The following is a 16,874-nucleotide window of genomic DNA, read 5'->3' on the forward strand; positions in this document are numbered from 1 at the left end:
ATGGCCGCCGACAACGACGGGTACATCTCGAGGACCTGCCACTCGCCACTGATGTCGTACTCGGAACCGTCGGCGAGAGTGAGGACCTGCGTGCCGAATGCCTCCTGCGCAACTTCCTGGACGAGTTCACGAATCATCTTCGCGGAATCGTCGTACGTGCCGTAGGCCTCGTACGTCTCGAGCATTGCGAACTCGGGCGAGTGGGTGGAGTCGACGCCCTCATTGCGGAAGTTGCGGTTGATCTCGAAGACCTTCTCGATACCGCCGACGACGCAACGCTTGAGGAACAGTTCCGGCGCGATACGCAGGTACAGGTCGATGTCGAGGGCGTTGGAGTGCGTGACGAACGGGCGAGCTGCCGCGCCGCCGTGCAGCGTCTGCAGCATCGGCGTCTCGACCTCGAGGAAGCCGCGGCTCTCGAGCGCATTGCGCAACGCGCGGACAACAGCAACACGCTTGCGGGCGTTGTCACGAGCCTCGGGGCGAACGATCAGGTCTGCGTAGCGCTGACGCACACGGGACTCTTCGCTCATCTCCTTGTGCGCAACCGGCAGGGGGCGAAGCGACTTGGATGCGATCTGCCAGGCGTCGGCCATCACACTGAGCTCGCCGCGGCGGGAGCTGATGACCTCACCATGAATGAAGACGAAGTCGCCGAGGTCGACGTCGGACTTCCAGGCCGCCAGTGCCTCTTCGCCGACGCCGGCGAGGCTGATCATGGCCTGCAGCTGAGTGCCGTCGCCTTCCTGCAGAGTCGCGAAGCACAGCTTGCCTGTGTTGCGCATGAAGATGACGCGGCCGACGACGCCGACCAACACACCAGTCGCCGTGTCCGGCTCGAGTTCCGGGTACTCCGCGCGGATCTGCGCGAGCGTGTGGGTGCGATCGACCGAAACCGGGTACGCCTCCTGCCCCTGCGCCAGGATCCGTTCACGCTTCTCGCGCCGGATACGGAGCTGCTCGGGGGTGTCGTCGACTGGCTGGGCTTCTACATCACTCACGGGGTACAAGACTACTGGGCCGTGTCCACCGCGTTTGTTGCTGGTAGCACCGCGGCCACCGCGAGCACGATTCCCGACAGCAAGTACAGCCCGACCCGGACGTGATTCCACATAGTCCAACCGGCCTCGTACGACGCCCATGCGGCTGCGTCGGTGGCGCTGACCGAGGCAAACGCGTCGTTGCGGGGGACGTGGTAGATCGCGGTCACCGCGAAGGAAGCGAGCACCCCGACGCAACCGACAACAGCAAGGACCCAGCCGTCCGGCCTGGAGATCGATACCCAGATTCCAGTGGTGATCGCGGTGAGCGCCGATCCGACCAGCGGCAGCATCAACGCACTGCGCGGCGCTTCGACGTTGATCGACTGCATCGACGTGATCGCGGTGTGTGCATCCACCGACCGCAGGGCGGGCATCACGAAGGAAGAGAACGCGAACAACGCACCACCGGCGACGAGCGCGCCGAGCGCAGTCACGCCGACCAGTAGCTCCAGAATGATCTCGGACTTCTTCATGACCAAACCCCTGTTCGAGCGGCCTCGGCGGCAAAAGTAGGGAAATCGCGTGCGGGCCGTCCCAGGACCTCTTCGACGACGCTCGTCACACTTTGATTTCGTCCGTCGAGAACCTCGGCAAACAGGTACGTCAGTAACTCCACGACGTCACTCGGGACGCCGACTTCCGCCATACCGTCGGAAAACTGTTGGAGTCCAATTCTTTCGAATGTCACGGAACGGCCCGACGCCGTCGAAATCGCATCCACTGCCTCCGCGAAAGTGAGCAACTCCGGACCTGTCACCTCGAGGGCTCGGCCAAGGAGATCGGTTCGAGTCAATGCGGCCACCGCCACGTCAGCGAGATCGTCGACGTCGATGAAGGGCTCCCTCACCTCACCTACCGGAAGTGCCAGGCGGCCTTCCCTGATCGGATCGAGCAGATACCCCTCACTGAAGTTCTGGGCAAACCAACTGGCCCGCACCACAGCCCATTCCAGGTCGCTGTCGGCCAGAACCTGTTCGGCTTTCTGCGCCGCCGGTTCACCCCGTCCGGACAGGAGCACCATTCGACGAACCCCTTCGAAGTACGCAAGCTCCGCGAATTCCTCGATGTGTGTGCTCGATTCCGGCACTGCAAGGTCCGGCGCGTAGGTCACGTATGCCGCTTCGACACCGGACACCGCGGGCCGCCATGTCGTCTGATCGTTCCAGTCGAAAAGTGTCCCGGATGTTCTCGACGCCATTCGGGTACGGATTCCCGCCGCCGTCAGCCTCTGTGCAACGCGCGCACCGGTCTTGCCGGTACCACCGATCACCACTGCCGATTGAATTTCACTTGTTGAAGTCATGAACTCATTCGACCGTGCGACGGCAATACGATCCATAGCTGAAGGTCGCAAAAACATACGCCAGCGTCTACCGTCGAATTATGGATGCATTGTCGATGATGCTGGCAGGATCTCGAGCGGAAGGTGCATTTCTGTTGCGCTCGTTGCTCGATCCGCCTTGGTCGTTACGTATCGAGGACCACGCACCCGTCACCGTGCTGATTTTGGTTCGCGGCACGGCTGTCGTCGTCTCCGACGCCGGACAGACCGAGAATCTCGGGGCCGGAGACGTGGCACTTCTGCGGGGTCCTGATCCCTATACAGTCGCTGATCAACCCGGCACCCCGGTCCACGTACTCATCGACGAAGCGCAGAACTGCGCCGCAATCGACGGCTCACCACTCGAGGACATGTCAGTGCTCGGGGTTCGCACGTGGGGCAACGGGGCGAGCGGCGAGACCGTCATGCTCACGGGCACATATCGTTTGGACTCCTACGTCAGCCGCCAGATCCTCGACAGCCTGACACCCGTCGCGGTAGTTCGACGCAGCATCGAAACCGAGCCGATGACAACGCTTCTGGAGCAACAGATCGCCTCCGACGGGCCAGGGCAGGAGGTGTTGTTGGACAGGCTCCTGGACCTTGTCCTGATCTCGGCGGTCCGTACGTGGTTCGCCGAAAACCCGGATCGATCACCACGGTGGATCAAGGCCTACGAAGACCCTGTCGTCGGGCATGTCTTGAGGCTCATGCACAATCGGCCGGCACACTCCTGGACGGTCGCGAGTTTGGCCCAGGAAGCCGGCAGTTCGCGAGCAGCCTTTGCTCGCCGGTTCACCAACCTCATGGGAATGGGGCCGGTTGGATACCTGACCGAGTGGCGACTGTCCGTGGCCGCGGATCTGATGGCAGATCCCGGGCGGACAGTGTCGTCGATCGCGCGAGAAGTCGGCTACTCGAGCCCTTTTGCCCTCACAACCGCGTTCACCCGCCATCACGGAGTGAGTCCGAAGACGTATCGCCAGACCCGCTGTGCGCCTTTATTAACCGCCCGCGGTTAATAAAGGCGCACAGCAAATACCTCAATGCGCGGAAACCGCCGCCAACTCGCGGGAGCAATGACGCACTCCGCTGAGCGCACCGAGCAGGCCGGCGGCCTTGATCGCCTGGTACCCACCCACCAGATCGGTAGCCTTGTGCAGGCCGAGCTGCTGCAACGACGCTGCGGCGAGGCTCGAGGTGTAGCCCTCGGAGCACACGATCACCCACTCGACGTCGTGGTCGGTGGCCAGCGCAAGGTGCGCGCTGCTGGTGGGATCGAGGCGCCATTCGAGCACGTTCCGCTCGATCGCGAGTGCGCCAGGGAGAGTTCCCTCGATGGCGCGCTGCGCCTGCGGACGAATGTCGACGAAGATTGCTCCGCGATGAAAGGCCTCGGTGAGCTGGAAGACGTACATGCGATCGATCTGTGCGCGAGCGTCGTCGAGCATTTGGTCGATGGTCATTTGGTGCCCCCCTCGGGCAGGTCGGTCAGCTCGGTACGGGTGCGACGAAGTGTCCGGTGGTCCGTCACTTCGTAGTAGGACATTGCCGTCAGCGGCGGCGAGTAGGCGTGAACGCTCAGAGTCGGTGCATCCGAGCTGATTTCGACGGGAGCGCCGAGTTCGTCGGGCGAACGCACGACATCGTGAACCCATCCGAGGGGGAACGATGCCTGATCCCCGGCGTCGAGCTGGCGTTCCACCAGGGCGTCACCGGCCCAACGGAATTCGGTGAGAGAACCACTGAGGACGGTCAATGCGCCGAACGAGCCTGCGTGGTCGTGCAATTCGGTATTGCGTTCGGGTACCCAGCTGATGAGCCACACATCGACGTCGTCGTCCGCATGCAAGCGGGTGGACCAACGGTCGAGCGTCGGGAAGGCGTCGGGGATGAGGTGATCGAAACGGCCGTCGAGTACGCCGTTTGCTCCCTCGTCGGTCAGTCGCAGCAAATCGGCCGGGCGAAGGCGGGTGGGCAACGAGGCACCGCTCGGGCGACGTCCGGACGGCCCGCGATTGATGCCACGACCTGCGGAAACAGCACGGTCAGCAGTAAGAGTCGGGGCCAAAACAGAGAGATCTGCAGAATATGTGGATAGCACGAGCTAGCTCCAAGGAGTGTGAATTGGTCAAGGCAGCGGTCAGCCTCGACAACACTCCTGAGCACCCATGCAGCGATTCACGAGCACCATTGTGGCATAACTTTTGCAATCGCGAAACTGCTGGGACAAAACCATCGATCAGGCGACCGGTCGTCGACCGGAACCGCGACGTGCCTGATTGCGCTCGAAAACCAACCGCAGCCCCTCGAGTGTGAGGTCTCGCTCGAAGTGATCGATGGTGTCGGATTCGGGGATCATCAACGGTGCACTGTCCCCGGTTGCGATCACGGAGACGTCGTCACCACCGAACTCGGGCAGTTCGTCGCGTATGCGGTTGACCAATCCGTCCACGAGGCCCGCGAAGCCGAATACCGCGCCGGACTGCATGCATTCGACGGTGTTCTTCCCGACCACCGAACGCGGACGCACCAATTCGACCTTGCGCAAAGCAGCAGACTGCGACGCCAAGGCGTCGGTCGAGATCTCGAGCCCAGGCGCGATACAGCCACCCAGGAACTCACCCTTGGCGGAAACGACGTCGACGCAGGTCGACGTGCCGAAGTCCACGACGATGCACGGACCCTCGTAAAGATGGTGCGCGGCAAGGCTGTTGACGATCCGGTCGGCTCCCACTTCTTTGGGGTTGTCCACCAGTAGCGGCACACCGGTGCGCACGCCCGGCTCGACCACGACATGGGGAACATGACCCCAGTACCGCTCGAGCATGACGCGGATCTCACGCAAGACGGACGGCACCGTCGACAGCGCGGCGACGCCGGCGATCTGATCGACATGAGTACCCAACAGCCCACGGAAGGTCAACGCCAACTCGTCGGCAGTCATCCGAGGGTCGGTTCGCATTCGCCAGTCCTGCAACAGCTTCGAATGCTCACCAGTTCCGGAAAACAGACCGAGAACGATGTTGGTGTTCCGCACGTCGACCGTGAGCAGCATGGATTACACCAGACTGGATTCGCGCGAGGCCTCAAGTGTCGACAGCATGCGCGGGGTGATCAGACCCGAACCCTCCGGCGCGTGAGCCGGGTCGGAGCCGAGTTCGATCTGCTTGTTGCCGGCATCGACGAACACGACGCGCGGGGAGTACTCCTTGACTTCCTGCTCGTTCATCACGCCGTAGGCGATGAGGATGACCAGGTCGCCCGGCTTGACCAGATGCGCTGCTGCACCGTTGATTCCGATGACACCAGTTCCACGCTCACCGGCGATGACGTACGTCTCGAGACGCGCACCGTTGTCGATGTCGACGATGCACACCTGTTCTCCTTCGAGGAGGTCGGCGGCGTCCATCAGATCCTGGTCGACGGTGACGGAGCCGACGTAATGCAGGTCGGCGTGAGTCACGGTGGCGCGGTGGATCTTCGACTTCATCATTGTGCGAAACATATCCAGGTCCTTACTCGTGAAAAGTGCTCAGTGAGAAAGCAGGTCGTCGATGGCGTCGGCGGATGGATCGGTGTCACGCTCGAGGAATCCAGTTCCCACGGCAACACCGACATTGTCGATCAGACGGGTGGTTCCGAGCTTGGCGGCCACCAACAGCCGGCCGTCACCCCGCTCGGGAGCGGGGCCCAGATCGACGCCCCGAACCTCGAGGTAGTCGACCTCGATTTCCGGAACAGCTGCCAGGACAGCGCGCGCGGTTTCCAGAATTGCTTCCGCTCCCCCGGACGCCGCGTGTGCACCCGCGATCAGAGCTGCAGACAGCGCAACCGCTGCGGCGCGCTGACTCTCGTCGAGGTAGCGATTGCGAGAGGACAACGCAAGGCCGTCGAACTCGCGGACCGTCGGAACTCCGATGATCTGTACGTCGAAGTTGAGATCCCACACCATCTGACGGATGAGCGTCAGCTGCTGATAGTCCTTCTCGCCGAAGTACGCGTGATTGGGTGCCGCGATCTGCAGCAGCTTCGCCACAACCGTCAACATTCCCGCGAAGTGAGTGGGGCGCGCGCCGCCTTCGAGTTCGCTACCCAATGGTCCGGGCACGATGGTGGTGCGCTGACCACGCGGGTACATCGTCTTGGCACTCGGCGCGAACACCAATTCGACGCCCTCGGCGCGAAGCAGGTCGAGATCGGCATCGAGAGTGCGTGGGTACGCGTCCAGGTCTTCGCCGACACCGAACTGCAGCGGGTTCACGAAGATGGAAACGATCACGACGGCGCCGGTGACCTTGGCCTGACGAACCAGTTCGATATGGCCCGCGTGCAGCGCACCCATCGTCGGAACGAGCGCCACCTGACGCCCGACTCCGCGCAGTGCCCGCGAGACGCGCCGAAGCTTGTCCGGATCGTGGTGCACCGTCAGTTCGCCGCGCTTGTATCCGCCCTGCAAATCACTCACGACGGTCACCTCCCGTTTCAGTCAAGATGTCGAACAATTCGGTGGGGGCGCCCACCCGCTGGGCCGATCGCAAGGACATCGCTCGATAGCCGGCAGCGAGCTCCGGATCAAGTTCTGTCAGTACGCGCAAATGTGTGTCGACGGCAGCGGCATCGCCGCGTGCCACCGGTCCGGTCAACGCCGAGGGACCGCGTCGTAGTGCGTTGTCCAGGGCAGCCGACAACAGCGGTTGCAGGACACGCTCGGCCACTCCACCCGGATCTCCGTCGATCAACTGCTGACCGAGCAGCTCGTCACCCTGCAACGACGCTCGCAGCGCCTCGACAGCGTCGACCACGAGCGTGACCAGGTGATTACTGCCGTGAGCCAGTGCCGCGTGGTAGAGCGCGCGGTTCTCCTCGCGCACTCGGATCGGCTCGCCGCCGATCTCGAGGACAAGAGATTGCGCGATCGCGTATCCGATGTCGTCGCCAGCTGTTATTCCGAAGCACGCCGACGACAACCGTGCAGTGTCCTCGTCGTGGCCGGTGAACGTCATCGCCGGATGGATAGCCAAGGGCAGTGCGCCCAGTTCGGTCAGTGGAGCCAGGATCGCGATGCCGTTGGCACCGGACGTGTGGGCGACGAGCGTGCCCGGCTTGACGGCTTTCGTGGCCGCGAGCCCCCGAACAAGATCAGCAAGCTGGTCGTCCGGAACAGCGAGAATCAACAGTTCGGAGCGAGCTGCGACGTCGGCGGCCGGAAGAATTTCGGTATCGGGAAGCCGCTTCACAGCGCGGGCCACCGAGGCGCTGGAGACTGCGGAACACGCGCTGACAACATGACCGGCTCGCTCCAATGCGGCACCGACAGCTGTTCCGACCCGGCCTGCGGAGACAATTCCCACCGTCAATCGCGCAGGTGCAGGTCCATTAGTGATCCCGAAGGAAGTCACCGGATTCCTCTCGTTCGTTCCAGTCCCGCTCGGCGGGTACCAGACGTTCTGCGTCCGAGGATATCCTTCGCCCGAACCGTCATGCCATGGCCGGGCGAGTGATCTGCGACTCAGTCCTCTCGGCGACGGCGACGACCGGAGCCTTCGGACGGGTTGGTCGAACTCAGATTTGCCATTATTTCGGCGACGGTCAATCCGTTGGAATGAGCACCACTCGCGGCATCTTCCGGGGCAGCACGACGACGACGGCGCGGCTCTGCGTCGGACTCAGCGGCGGGTTCAGGTTCTGTTTCCGCAACAATTTCGGGAACAACCTCGGGCACCTCTTCGACGACGGCGTCTTCGATGACGGCGGCTTCGATGTTCGGGGCCTGGGCGGGAGCCTTGATTTCAGGCTCGACCGTCGCGACCGGCTCCGGATCCTTCTCCACCGGAACATTTTTCACCGTTCGTGTCGGCGTGGAACTCGCAGAACTCACCGGGGAACTCTTCGGCGCCTGGTTCCGGCTCTGATCCTGGGGCTTCTGCGCCTCTTGGGGCTTCTGCGTCGGATTGACGCGCGGCGCCACGAAGCTGCTGTCGCGCCACGACGTCTCGGCGAACACGACGGTTGTCTCGGCAGTCACCGGATCGTCGTTGGGCGATGCCAGCCCGCCGACGTTCGGTGCCGGTTGACTGGGTCCGCTCTGGCCGGCGCCGGGAACGTACAGTCCCGACGGTGCCGGCTGGTAAGCGCCGTACGAGCTACCGCCAAGTTCCGGTACTCGCGTCGAATCGGTCTTGAGCGCGGTCTGTTCGGGTAGCAGTCCACCTTCGAAAAGTGCTTCGAGGTTTCGGCGCAGTGCCACCAATTCGGCGCGCAGCCCGGCCAGTTCCTCCGCGTCCGCAGTCACCTCACGTCGCACGCGGCCTTCGACGCTCAGTTCGTACTCGCGTCGAGCAGAAATTTCACGTTCGAGCTGCAGTTCGTACACTGTCTGCAGATCGGCAACCTTGGCTTTGTCCAGTGCCGACTCTCGCCGATACTTGGTCATGGCGATAGCGCCGAGGGTGGCTGCCCACAGAGCGACGACCAGTCCCACCCGAAGAAGCTGAACGCTGTTGCTGAAGATCAGAAACAGCGAAGCAATGACAGCAAGTGCCAGAAGAGCAGCAACGATCATCTGGCTCGCGCTGCGCTTGCTTCGGCGCGCAGACTTCGATCGACCAGAATTTGTCATGGTTGCCAGGGTACTTGCCGAGACCGGGGTCGCCACGTACCTCCGTGGGTGATTTGCCGACCAGGCTGTCAGTGCGCCGGTTCGTCAGGTGTATCTTCCGGCGTCTTGCAACAATGTTCGAGCCACAGAGCCGCCGCTACCAGCGCAATTGCGGCGCCCAACCCCACCCACGCGCCCGGCGTGTCGGAGGCCGCGGCCTGCAGAACCGAGCGCTGTGGGATGAGATACACCAGCACTCCGACCCAGACACCCACGGTAGCTGAACCGACCAAAGCGGATGCTTTTGCCAATGCCAGCGCGCGGGCGGCAGTGATCGGATGAAGCTGCCTGAGCCCGTCGCCGACCTGACGGTTCTTGACGCGCGAACGAATGACAAAAGCGAAGACGGCTTCGGCAACGGCCACAAAGTACAGCGACGCTCCCGCATAAACAGGGATGGGCGGCATCGAACCGTAGAACACGCGAATCAAAATCCAGGTGGCCACCGCCGCAACCGCGGCCAGAACAGCGAGTTCACTGATCCGGGTCGGCTTCAAACCCTTGTCTTGTTCGGTCACCGCGCAAGCACCACATCGGTAGTGCGCACACCTTCACGTTCGCTGCGATCGAGCCCGTCCAGAATTTCTGTCACCGACAACTTCCGACCGTCGACGATCAGAGTCGCATCAGGCTCGACGTCCAGCCAGGGAACGAGCACGAAGGCACGAAGATGAGCTCGGGGGTGCGGAAGTGTGAGCTCGGGATCGGAACTGACGACGCCTTCGCAGTCGACCACGTCCACGTCCAGGCTCCGGGGTCCCCAACGCAGTTCGCGCACCCGGTCGGCGGCTTCCTCGAGAGCTTGCGAACGGCGAAGCCATTCAGCGCTGTCGGCGTCGGGATCGTCGACCACCACCACCGCGTTGAAAAAATCCTGCTGCTCGACGCCACCCCACGGCGCCGTCGAGTAGACCGGTGAGACAGCAACGACGGCGCTGCCCAACCCGTCGACGACGGACTGCAGGTGAGCCACGCTGTCGCCGACGTTGGAACCGATCGACAGAACAGCGCGCGTCATGCCGACCTGGTCCGATGTGCGACGACGGCGACGTCCGCAAAGACCAGCGGAATCGGCGCCGACGGCTTGTGGACCACGACCTCGACGCTCTCGACTCGCGAATCCTTCATGACGTCGTCAGCGATCTCGGCAGCGACGGTCTCGATCAGATCGCGCGACGGGCCGGCGACGATTGCGGCGGCGGCTTCCGCCAACTCGCCGTAGTGCAGGGTCTGGGTCAGGTCGTCCGACGCCGCGGCCGGAGCCAGGTCCATCCACACCGTGATGTCGATGAAAAAGTCCTGACCGTCACGCTTCTCGTGGTCGAACACTCCGTGATTGCCGCGAACCTTCAGCCTGCGCAATTCGATTCGGTCCCCCATGTCAGGCCCTTTCTCGTCCACGGTTCCAGGCATCGACCACGGCAATGGCGTCGAGCGAGGCTTGTGCGTCGTGCACCCGAACGCCCCAGGCGCCTTCGCGCGCCGCAAGGGCGGAGACCACGGCCGTCGCAGTCTCACGGCCGGCCGGCGGGCGCGGATTGCCTTCGGGATCGCTGAGCAGAGACCCGAGGAACCGTTTACGGGAAGCACCGACCAGGACCGGGAATCCGAGTGCGTTGAACTCGGGCAAGGCCCGCAACAGAGCCCAGTTGTGGTCGGCGTTCTTCGCGAACCCGAGGCCGGGGTCGAGGATGATCGACGACGAATCAACGCCCGCCTTCAACGCCAGATCGACCTGCGAAAGCAGTTCGTCACGGACGTCGCGGACCACGTCGTCGTATTGATCTGCACTGCCACGATGGACGTAGTCGCCGGCCGAGCGCCAATGCATGAGGATCCAGGGCACTCCGGCGTCGGCGACAACGGACGCCATGTCGGGGTCCGCGCGACCGCCCGAGACGTCGTTGACGATCCCCGCACCCGCTTCGATCGCGGCTGCGGCGACAGAAGCGCGCATGGTGTCGACGCTGACGCGGATTCCGGCAGCAACCAGTTCTTCGATCACCGGGGCAATGCGATCGGCCTCGAGTTTCGGGTCCACTCGGGTGGCACCGGGGCGCGTCGACTCGCCGCCGACGTCGACGATGTCGACACCTATGCGTTGCAGTTCGAGCCCGCGAGAGATCGCCGCGTCACGATCAAGGAATTGGCCACCGTCGGAAAACGAATCGGCAGTGACGTTCAGAATCCCCATCACGACCATCCGGGCGGGATCGCTGTCTGCAACGGGAGCCGCGGACATCTCGCTCATTTACGAAGGATGAGGTCCAGCGCTTCGGACCGTGAGGCCGCGCTGGATTGCAGGAGCCCACGAACCGCAGACGTGGTCGTGCTGGCTCCAGGCTTGCGGATACCGCGCATCGCCATGCACAGATGCTCGGCTTCGATGACGACGATGGCTCCACGCGGATCGAGTTTGCGCATCAACGCATCCGCGATCTGACTGGTCAGGCGTTCTTGGACCTGCGGACGCTTCGCGTACAGGTCGACAACACGCGCCAGCTTCGACAAACCGGTCACCTTGCCGGACTTTCCCGGGATGTAACCCACGTGAGCAACACCGTGGAAAGACACCAGGTGGTGCTCGCACGTCGAGAACATCGGAATGTCTCGCACGAGCACCAATTCCTGATGCCCCTCGTCGAAAGTCGTGTTCAACGCGTCGTCGGGTTCGGAGTACAGACCCGCGAAGATCTCCTTGTACGAGCGCGCCACCCTGGCCGGCGTATCGATCAGGCCTGGGCGCTCGGGATCTTCACCGACCGCGATCAACAGTTCCCGTACGGCAGCCTCTGCCCGAGCCTGATCGAACGGGCGGCCCGTTCCGAGCGACACCAGTTCACTGGCCACATCATTCACCGACAACCGAACTCTCCTCGAGAATTGTTCACAGGTCCCCCGCCGCAGAGCCTAGTGGCGCAAGGTCAGCGAGATCCGTCCGGTCCGTCCCAGCGAACGGTGCTCGGTCCCTCGTCCTCAGCCGAATGATGCGGCGGAGGAGTTTGCGGCTGTTCCGGTGCGGGGCTCTGCCACTGGTTTTCGCCGGTCGGGTTTCCCCGGTTCGGATCGGCGAAGGGTCCACTGTCCGGGTACTGCACCGGGTAGTCGGGCTGTGCGGGGTAACGGCGGCCCGGGTGCGGCTGCTCCGGGTACGCCTGCTGTCCCGGATGCGGCTGACCGTACTGCCCCTGATCGGGCTGGGGCTGACCGTGTTGGGGCTGACCGTACTGGCCCTGTGGCGGGTTCGGATTCTGTCCACCGGTGTATCCACCCGACTGCTGTCCGGGGTACGTCGGCGACTGGTTCTCACGCGGGGGCCAACCCGGTGCCGACCATCCGGCGGGCGCTCCGTAGTCGGGTGTACCCGGTTGCGGAGCGTTCTGCGGAGCACTCGGCTGCGGGTACGAAGGCTGTGCGTAGCCGTTCGAGGGTCCCTGGTTGCCGTTGTTTGGGAGGCCGCCGCTGTTGGGGACACCGTTGTTGGGGACACCGCTGTTGGATGCGCCTGCCTTGACGAGGATAGGGGCAGCAGCGGGCTCCGGCCAGGTTTCACCGCGCTCGATCGCGAGTTCGCGCGGAGTCTTCACCGGCGGACGATCCGAAGGCGTGCGCCCACCGAAATCGTTGAAAGCCGTGATGCGCGGACGCTTTTCGACGCCGGCAAGGATCTTCTCGAGGTCCTTGCGAGTCAACGTCTCACGTTCGAGCAGTTCGGTCGCGATGAGGTCGAGCGCATCGCGGTACTCGTTGAGAATGGCCCACGCTTCGGTGTGCGCTGCCTCGATAAGGTTGCGCACCTCTTCGTCGATTTCACGAGCGATCTCATGCGAGTAGTCGGACTGCACGCCCATCGAACGGCCGAGGAACGGATCCCCGCCCTCCTGTCCGTAACGAACCGCGCCGAGCTTGGCACTCATGCCGTATTCGGTGACCATCGCGCGGGCAATCTTTGTGGCCATGTCGATGTCCGACGACGCTCCGGTGGTGGGCTCGTGGAACACGAGTTCCTCGGCGGCGCGTCCACCCATTGCCATCACGAGACGAGCGATCATCTCGGAACGCGTCATCAATCCCTTGTCGTCCTCGGGCACGGTCATCGCGTGACCGCCGGTGCGACCGCGAGCGAGGATCGTGACCTTGTAGACCGGCTCGATGTCAGGCATTGCCCAGGCAGCGAGCGTGTGCCCGCCCTCGTGGTAGGCCGTGATCTTCTTTTCGTGCTCGCTGATGATGCGACTCTTACGACGCGGTCCACCGACAACACGGTCCACCGATTCCTCGAGTGAGGCTTCGGTGATGACGGTTCCGTTTTCGCGTGCGGTGAGCAGCGCAGCCTCGTTGATGACGTTGGCAAGATCGGCACCCGACATTCCCACGGTCCGCTTGGCGAGACCTTCGAGGTCTGCGTTGGGATCGATCGGCTTGCCCTGCGAGTGCACTCGCAGGATCGCGCGGCGACCGGCGAGGTCGGGGGCGCCGACCGGAATCTGGCGATCGAAGCGTCCCGGACGCAGCAGTGCGGGGTCCAGGATGTCGGGGCGGTTGGTTGCGGCGATCAAGATGATGCCGGTGCGGTCACCGAAGCCGTCCATCTCGACGAGCAACTGGTTGAGCGTCTGCTCGCGTTCGTCGTGTCCGCCGCCCAGACCTGCGCCGCGCTGACGACCGACGGCGTCGATCTCGTCGACGAAGATGATGCACGGGCTGTTCTGCTTTGCCTGCTCGAACATGTCGCGAACACGCGAAGCACCGACACCGACGAACATCTCGACGAAGTCCGAACCGGAGATGGTGAAGAACGGGACGCCGGCTTCGCCTGCAACAGCGCGAGCGAGCAGCGTCTTACCGGTTCCGGGAGGGCCGTACAGCAGGACGCCGCGCGGAATCTTGGCGCCGAGCGCCTGGTAACGAGCCGGGTTCTGCAGGAAGTCCTTGATCTCGTACAGCTCTTCGACAGCCTCGTCCGCACCGGCGACGTCGGCGAACGTGGTCTTCGGCATGTCCTTGGTGAGCTGCTTGGCCTTCGACTTACCGAATCCCATGACTCCGCCGCGACCACCGCCGCCCTGCATCCGGTTCATGACGAAGAAGAAGATGCCGAACAGAATGATCATCGGCAGCACGAACAGAAGGATCGACGTCAGCCAACTCTCCTGCGTGACCGATGTGTTGAACTTGTCCGCACCGGCGCCTTCGACCTTGTCGAAGATCTGCTCCGACGCACTCGCGGGGTACTTCGCCAGGATCTGCGTCTTACCGTCGGTGGCGTCGTTGCCGTTCTTGAGCCACAGGCGAACCTGCTGCTCACGGTCGTCGATCTGCGCCGACGCGACATTCTTGGCGTCGAGTTGGGAGATCGCGACCGACGTGTCGACGGTCTTGAAGTCGCGGGTGTCGTTGCTGAAGTAGCTGAAGGCATAGATCACCAACAGCACGACGGCTACGAGTAGCACGTTACGGAACACAGTCTTACGGTTCATACAGGTCGGCCGATGTGGCCGGTCCTTTCGAGAGTGCGGGTCTGCCAGGTCGCCTTCCGGCTGCCAACCGGACACCTGCAGGTTACCGCGATCGGCCCCATCGATGCCCGCCAGCAGCCGTGCCGCTTGGTCGGAACGGTCGTCACTGTGTTCAACGTGCGTATTGCCGATCAGGTTCCCGGGCTACGCCGCAGCACAGTTTCCCGTGAGCGAACACGCTCATAGCGGTTATCGTGCGCTTTTCGGGCGCTTTGTCGGGCTGGTTTGGCCGAGGCGCCTCAAACGGTCTCGGAGAGGATTCCCGCAACAGCGTCGGCGGCGCCCGATTGATCACCGTCGATGATGTGGTGTGCGAGCTGATCGAGTCGCGCAGCCAGCCGAGCCGAGGATTCGGGCACGTCCGCCTGCTGGGCGATGGTGTCGTCGAGATCAGCCAATAAGCCACCGCCTGCCAGGTGTCTGACGCAACGCCACGTCTCGGCGAAGTTTCTCGCGGTCCCGTCGTCGGTCAGCATCGCGACCCGAAGCGCAGCGTTGGGATTCGACGCCGCCGCCCGAGCCAGGCCGGCCATGATCGCTTCCCGCGCCGCAGTCAGTTCGTCGACGGTCCGATCCTGAAGCCGCACTCCCGAGTCCGTGGAGCGGCCCGCGTCGGGCGTCGGTGCTTCACGAATCACTGCACCGTTGCCGTGCTGGATTTCGACTCGGCCCCGGATCTCGAGGGCAACGAGCGCCTGAGCCAGCGATGCGCGGCTCACGCCGAGTTCAGCGGCCAGGCTGCGTTCGGGAGGAAGTCGATCGCCGGGCGAAAGACCTTGAGCCTCGATGAAATTCGAAATGTGCTCGGCCAACTGCTCGTACAGACGCGGACGCTTCAACCGTCCGGGCAGGCCCGAGCGCGAGCCGGGCGATGACGTCGAATTCATGCCTCGGAGTGTACTTGACAAATGGAGCAGTGGCAGAGAGGCTAGGCCAATTCAAAGTGATGCAGACCACAAGCTGGTCGCGAACGGATTGAGAGTTCGATGGCAAATGTCATAGCCCTGTCAGTACTTGTCCTGGTGTTCGTCATATCCACCGTGAGGTCGGTGAACATGGGCGCGCTTGCCCTGGTGGCTGCCTTTGTCGTCGGAACACTGGTATTTACCGTCGATACCAGCGAGATCCTCGACGGCTTCCCAGCCAGCCTCTTCGTCATCCTGGTCGGCGTCACCTATCTGTTCGCGCTGGCCAGAAACAACGGCACGGTCGACTGGATCATTCACGCGGCCGTCCGGGCAGTCAGAGGACGAGTGGCCCTCGTGCCGTGGGCGATGTTCGCGGTGTGCGCGGCCGTCACCGCCATGGGCGCGGTCAGTCCCGCTGCCGTCGCCATCATCGCGCCCGTGGCGATGGGCTTCGCCACCCGCTACCGAATCCACCCCATGCTGATGGGCTTCATGGTCGTCCAGGGCGCAACGGCGGGCAGCTTCTCCCCCATCGGAATCTTCGGCGTCATCACCAACGACGTCATGCGCCAGAACGGCCTCCCGTCGAGCCCGGCCTTGCTGTTCGTCTCGACCTTCGCGGCCGCGGCCGTTGTTGCTGCAATCGCATACGTCTCGTTCGGCGGTCGCGCATTGATTGCGCGCGGCGCCTCTGAACGCGTGCTCGTCAACGCAGTCGGCAACGTGTCTGGCGGTGGCGACACCATCACCGGTTCGGGCCCCGGCGACAGCTCGAAGGGTGGCGGCAAGCCCTCCGGTGGGACCGCTCCGCATGAGGGAGCCCTCAATCTCGAGCGGCGACTCACCCTGCTCGGACTGGCGTCGCTTGCACTCGGCGCCTTGGTCTTCGACCTCGACGTCGGATTCACCGCACTGACCGTCGCGGTACTTCTCACTCTGATCTTCCCGGCCTCCGCCCGTGGCGCCGTCGACAAGATCAGCTGGGGCACCGTGCTCCTCATCGGTGGAATCGTCACATACGTCGCTCTTCTGCAGAACCAGAACACCGTCCAGTGGCTCGGGGATTCGGTTGCACACGTAGGTATTCCACTTCTCGCAGCCTTCTTGATCTGCCTGATCGGCGCGATCGTGTCGGCGTTTGCATCCACCACCGGAATCCTCGGAGCACTTATCCCCTTGGCTATTCCCTTTCTCATGACCGGTCAGGTCAATGCAACCGGCCTGGTCATCGCGCTGGCAATCTCCTCGTCCCTGGTCGATTGCAGTCCGTTCTCGACCAACGGCGCACTTGTGGTGGCCAACGCCGCTCCGGAAGAACGCGACGTGGTGTTCGGGCTGACGATGCGGTGGGGCATGACCATCATGGTGGTGACGCCGATACTCGCCTGGCTGCTGTTCGTTGTTCCCTGGTCCGTCTGAATC

General features: G+C 63.4%; 19 protein-coding genes. 2 read left to right on the forward strand and 17 right to left on the reverse strand.

From position 1 onward, the window contains the following. The 3 genes from QM716_RS27615 to QM716_RS27625 form a co-directional block, all read right to left on the reverse strand. A partial coding sequence (locus QM716_RS27615; RefSeq protein ID WP_283307446.1) for an amino acid--tRNA ligase-related protein occupies positions 1-1,001 on the reverse strand: 1,001 nt, incomplete at its 3' end. 11 nt (positions 1,002-1,012) lie between these two features. Then, entirely contained in the window at positions 1,013-1,516 is a 504-nt protein-coding gene (locus tag QM716_RS27620) for an anthrone oxygenase family protein (RefSeq protein ID WP_283307448.1), read from the reverse strand. Continuing rightward, entirely contained in the window at positions 1,513-2,346 is an 834-nt protein-coding gene (locus tag QM716_RS27625) for a Rossmann-fold NAD(P)-binding domain-containing protein (RefSeq protein WP_283307449.1), read from the reverse strand. Before QM716_RS27625 ends, QM716_RS27620 begins: the two co-directional genes overlap by 4 nt. Positions 2,347-2,426: 80 nt before the next feature. Between QM716_RS27625 and QM716_RS27630 the strand changes: the two genes are divergently transcribed. Further along, a complete protein-coding gene (locus QM716_RS27630; RefSeq protein WP_283307450.1) occupies positions 2,427-3,386 on the forward strand; it encodes an AraC family transcriptional regulator in 960 nt (319 codons plus the stop codon). 21 nt (positions 3,387-3,407) lie between these two features. On the opposite strand, the gene QM716_RS27635 is transcribed toward QM716_RS27630, so the two are convergent. The 14 genes from QM716_RS27635 to QM716_RS27700 form a co-directional block, all read right to left on the reverse strand. Then, positions 3,408-3,830: a rhodanese-like domain-containing protein gene (locus QM716_RS27635; RefSeq protein ID WP_003945445.1), complete on the reverse strand. Its 423-nt coding sequence runs from the start codon at positions 3,828-3,830 to the stop codon at positions 3,408-3,410. Further along, positions 3,827-4,387 (reverse strand): cysteine dioxygenase, encoded by a 561-nt coding sequence (locus tag QM716_RS27640; protein ID WP_283307529.1) that lies wholly within the window; start codon positions 4,385-4,387, stop codon positions 3,827-3,829. Before QM716_RS27640 ends, QM716_RS27635 begins: the two co-directional genes overlap by 4 nt. A 219-nt stretch (positions 4,388-4,606) precedes the next feature. Next, complete coding sequence (locus tag QM716_RS27645) at positions 4,607-5,422, reverse strand: type III pantothenate kinase (RefSeq protein ID WP_283307451.1); 816 nt, start codon at positions 5,420-5,422, stop codon at positions 4,607-4,609. 3 nt (positions 5,423-5,425) lie between these two features. Further along, the gene (gene panD, locus QM716_RS27650) at positions 5,426-5,872 is read right to left on the reverse strand and encodes an aspartate 1-decarboxylase (RefSeq protein ID WP_283307452.1); all 447 of its coding nucleotides are present in this window, start codon (positions 5,870-5,872) and stop codon (positions 5,426-5,428) included. A 27-nt stretch (positions 5,873-5,899) separates the two neighbouring features. After that, positions 5,900-6,832, reverse strand: coding sequence for a pantoate--beta-alanine ligase (gene panC, locus QM716_RS27655; RefSeq protein WP_283307453.1), 933 nt, complete (start codon positions 6,830-6,832; stop codon positions 5,900-5,902). Beyond that, positions 6,825-7,766, reverse strand: coding sequence for a Rossmann-like and DUF2520 domain-containing protein (locus QM716_RS27660; protein ID WP_283307454.1), 942 nt, complete (start codon positions 7,764-7,766; stop codon positions 6,825-6,827). Before QM716_RS27660 ends, panC begins: the two co-directional genes overlap by 8 nt. A 110-nt stretch (positions 7,767-7,876) precedes the next feature. Next, a complete protein-coding gene (locus tag QM716_RS27665; protein WP_283307455.1) occupies positions 7,877-8,986 on the reverse strand; it encodes a DUF6779 domain-containing protein in 1,110 nt (369 codons plus the stop codon). Positions 8,987-9,054: 68 nt separating this feature from the next. After that, positions 9,055-9,522, reverse strand: coding sequence for a DUF3180 domain-containing protein (locus tag QM716_RS27670; RefSeq protein WP_153213529.1), 468 nt, complete (start codon positions 9,520-9,522; stop codon positions 9,055-9,057). Positions 9,523-9,539: 17 nt separating this feature from the next. Next, positions 9,540-10,043 carry a 2-amino-4-hydroxy-6-hydroxymethyldihydropteridine diphosphokinase gene (folK, locus tag QM716_RS27675; RefSeq protein ID WP_283307456.1) on the reverse strand — a complete coding sequence of 168 codons (504 nt, stop codon included), beginning with the start codon at positions 10,041-10,043 and terminating at the stop codon, positions 9,540-9,542. Further along, positions 10,040-10,405 carry a dihydroneopterin aldolase gene (gene folB, locus QM716_RS27680; protein WP_283307457.1) on the reverse strand — a complete coding sequence of 122 codons (366 nt, stop codon included), beginning with the start codon at positions 10,403-10,405 and terminating at the stop codon, positions 10,040-10,042. Before folB ends, folK begins: the two co-directional genes overlap by 4 nt. Before the next feature lies 1 nt (position 10,406). After that, positions 10,407-11,276, reverse strand: coding sequence for a dihydropteroate synthase (gene folP, locus QM716_RS27685; protein ID WP_283307458.1), 870 nt, complete (start codon positions 11,274-11,276; stop codon positions 10,407-10,409). Beyond that, entirely contained in the window at positions 11,273-11,890 is a 618-nt protein-coding gene (folE, locus tag QM716_RS27690; protein WP_283307459.1) for a GTP cyclohydrolase I FolE, read from the reverse strand. Before folE ends, folP begins: the two co-directional genes overlap by 4 nt. A gap of 59 nt (positions 11,891-11,949) precedes the next feature. Further along, positions 11,950-14,505: an ATP-dependent zinc metalloprotease FtsH gene (ftsH, locus tag QM716_RS27695; RefSeq protein ID WP_283307460.1), complete on the reverse strand. Its 2,556-nt coding sequence runs from the start codon at positions 14,503-14,505 to the stop codon at positions 11,950-11,952. Between the two features lie 278 nt (positions 14,506-14,783). Beyond that, positions 14,784-15,431, reverse strand: a complete 648-nt coding sequence (locus QM716_RS27700) for a FadR/GntR family transcriptional regulator (protein WP_283307461.1) — start codon at positions 15,429-15,431, stop codon at positions 14,784-14,786. Positions 15,432-15,530: 99 nt separating this feature from the next. Between QM716_RS27700 and QM716_RS27705 the strand changes: the two genes are divergently transcribed. Continuing rightward, the gene (locus QM716_RS27705) at positions 15,531-16,871 is read left to right on the forward strand and encodes an SLC13 family permease (protein WP_283307462.1); all 1,341 of its coding nucleotides are present in this window, start codon (positions 15,531-15,533) and stop codon (positions 16,869-16,871) included. The last annotated feature ends 3 nt before the right edge of the window (positions 16,872-16,874 follow it).

Origin of the sequence: Rhodococcus sp. IEGM 1409 (genome assembly GCF_030056735.1) — a bacterium.
Taxonomy (GTDB): domain Bacteria; phylum Actinomycetota; class Actinomycetes; order Mycobacteriales; family Mycobacteriaceae; genus Rhodococcus_F.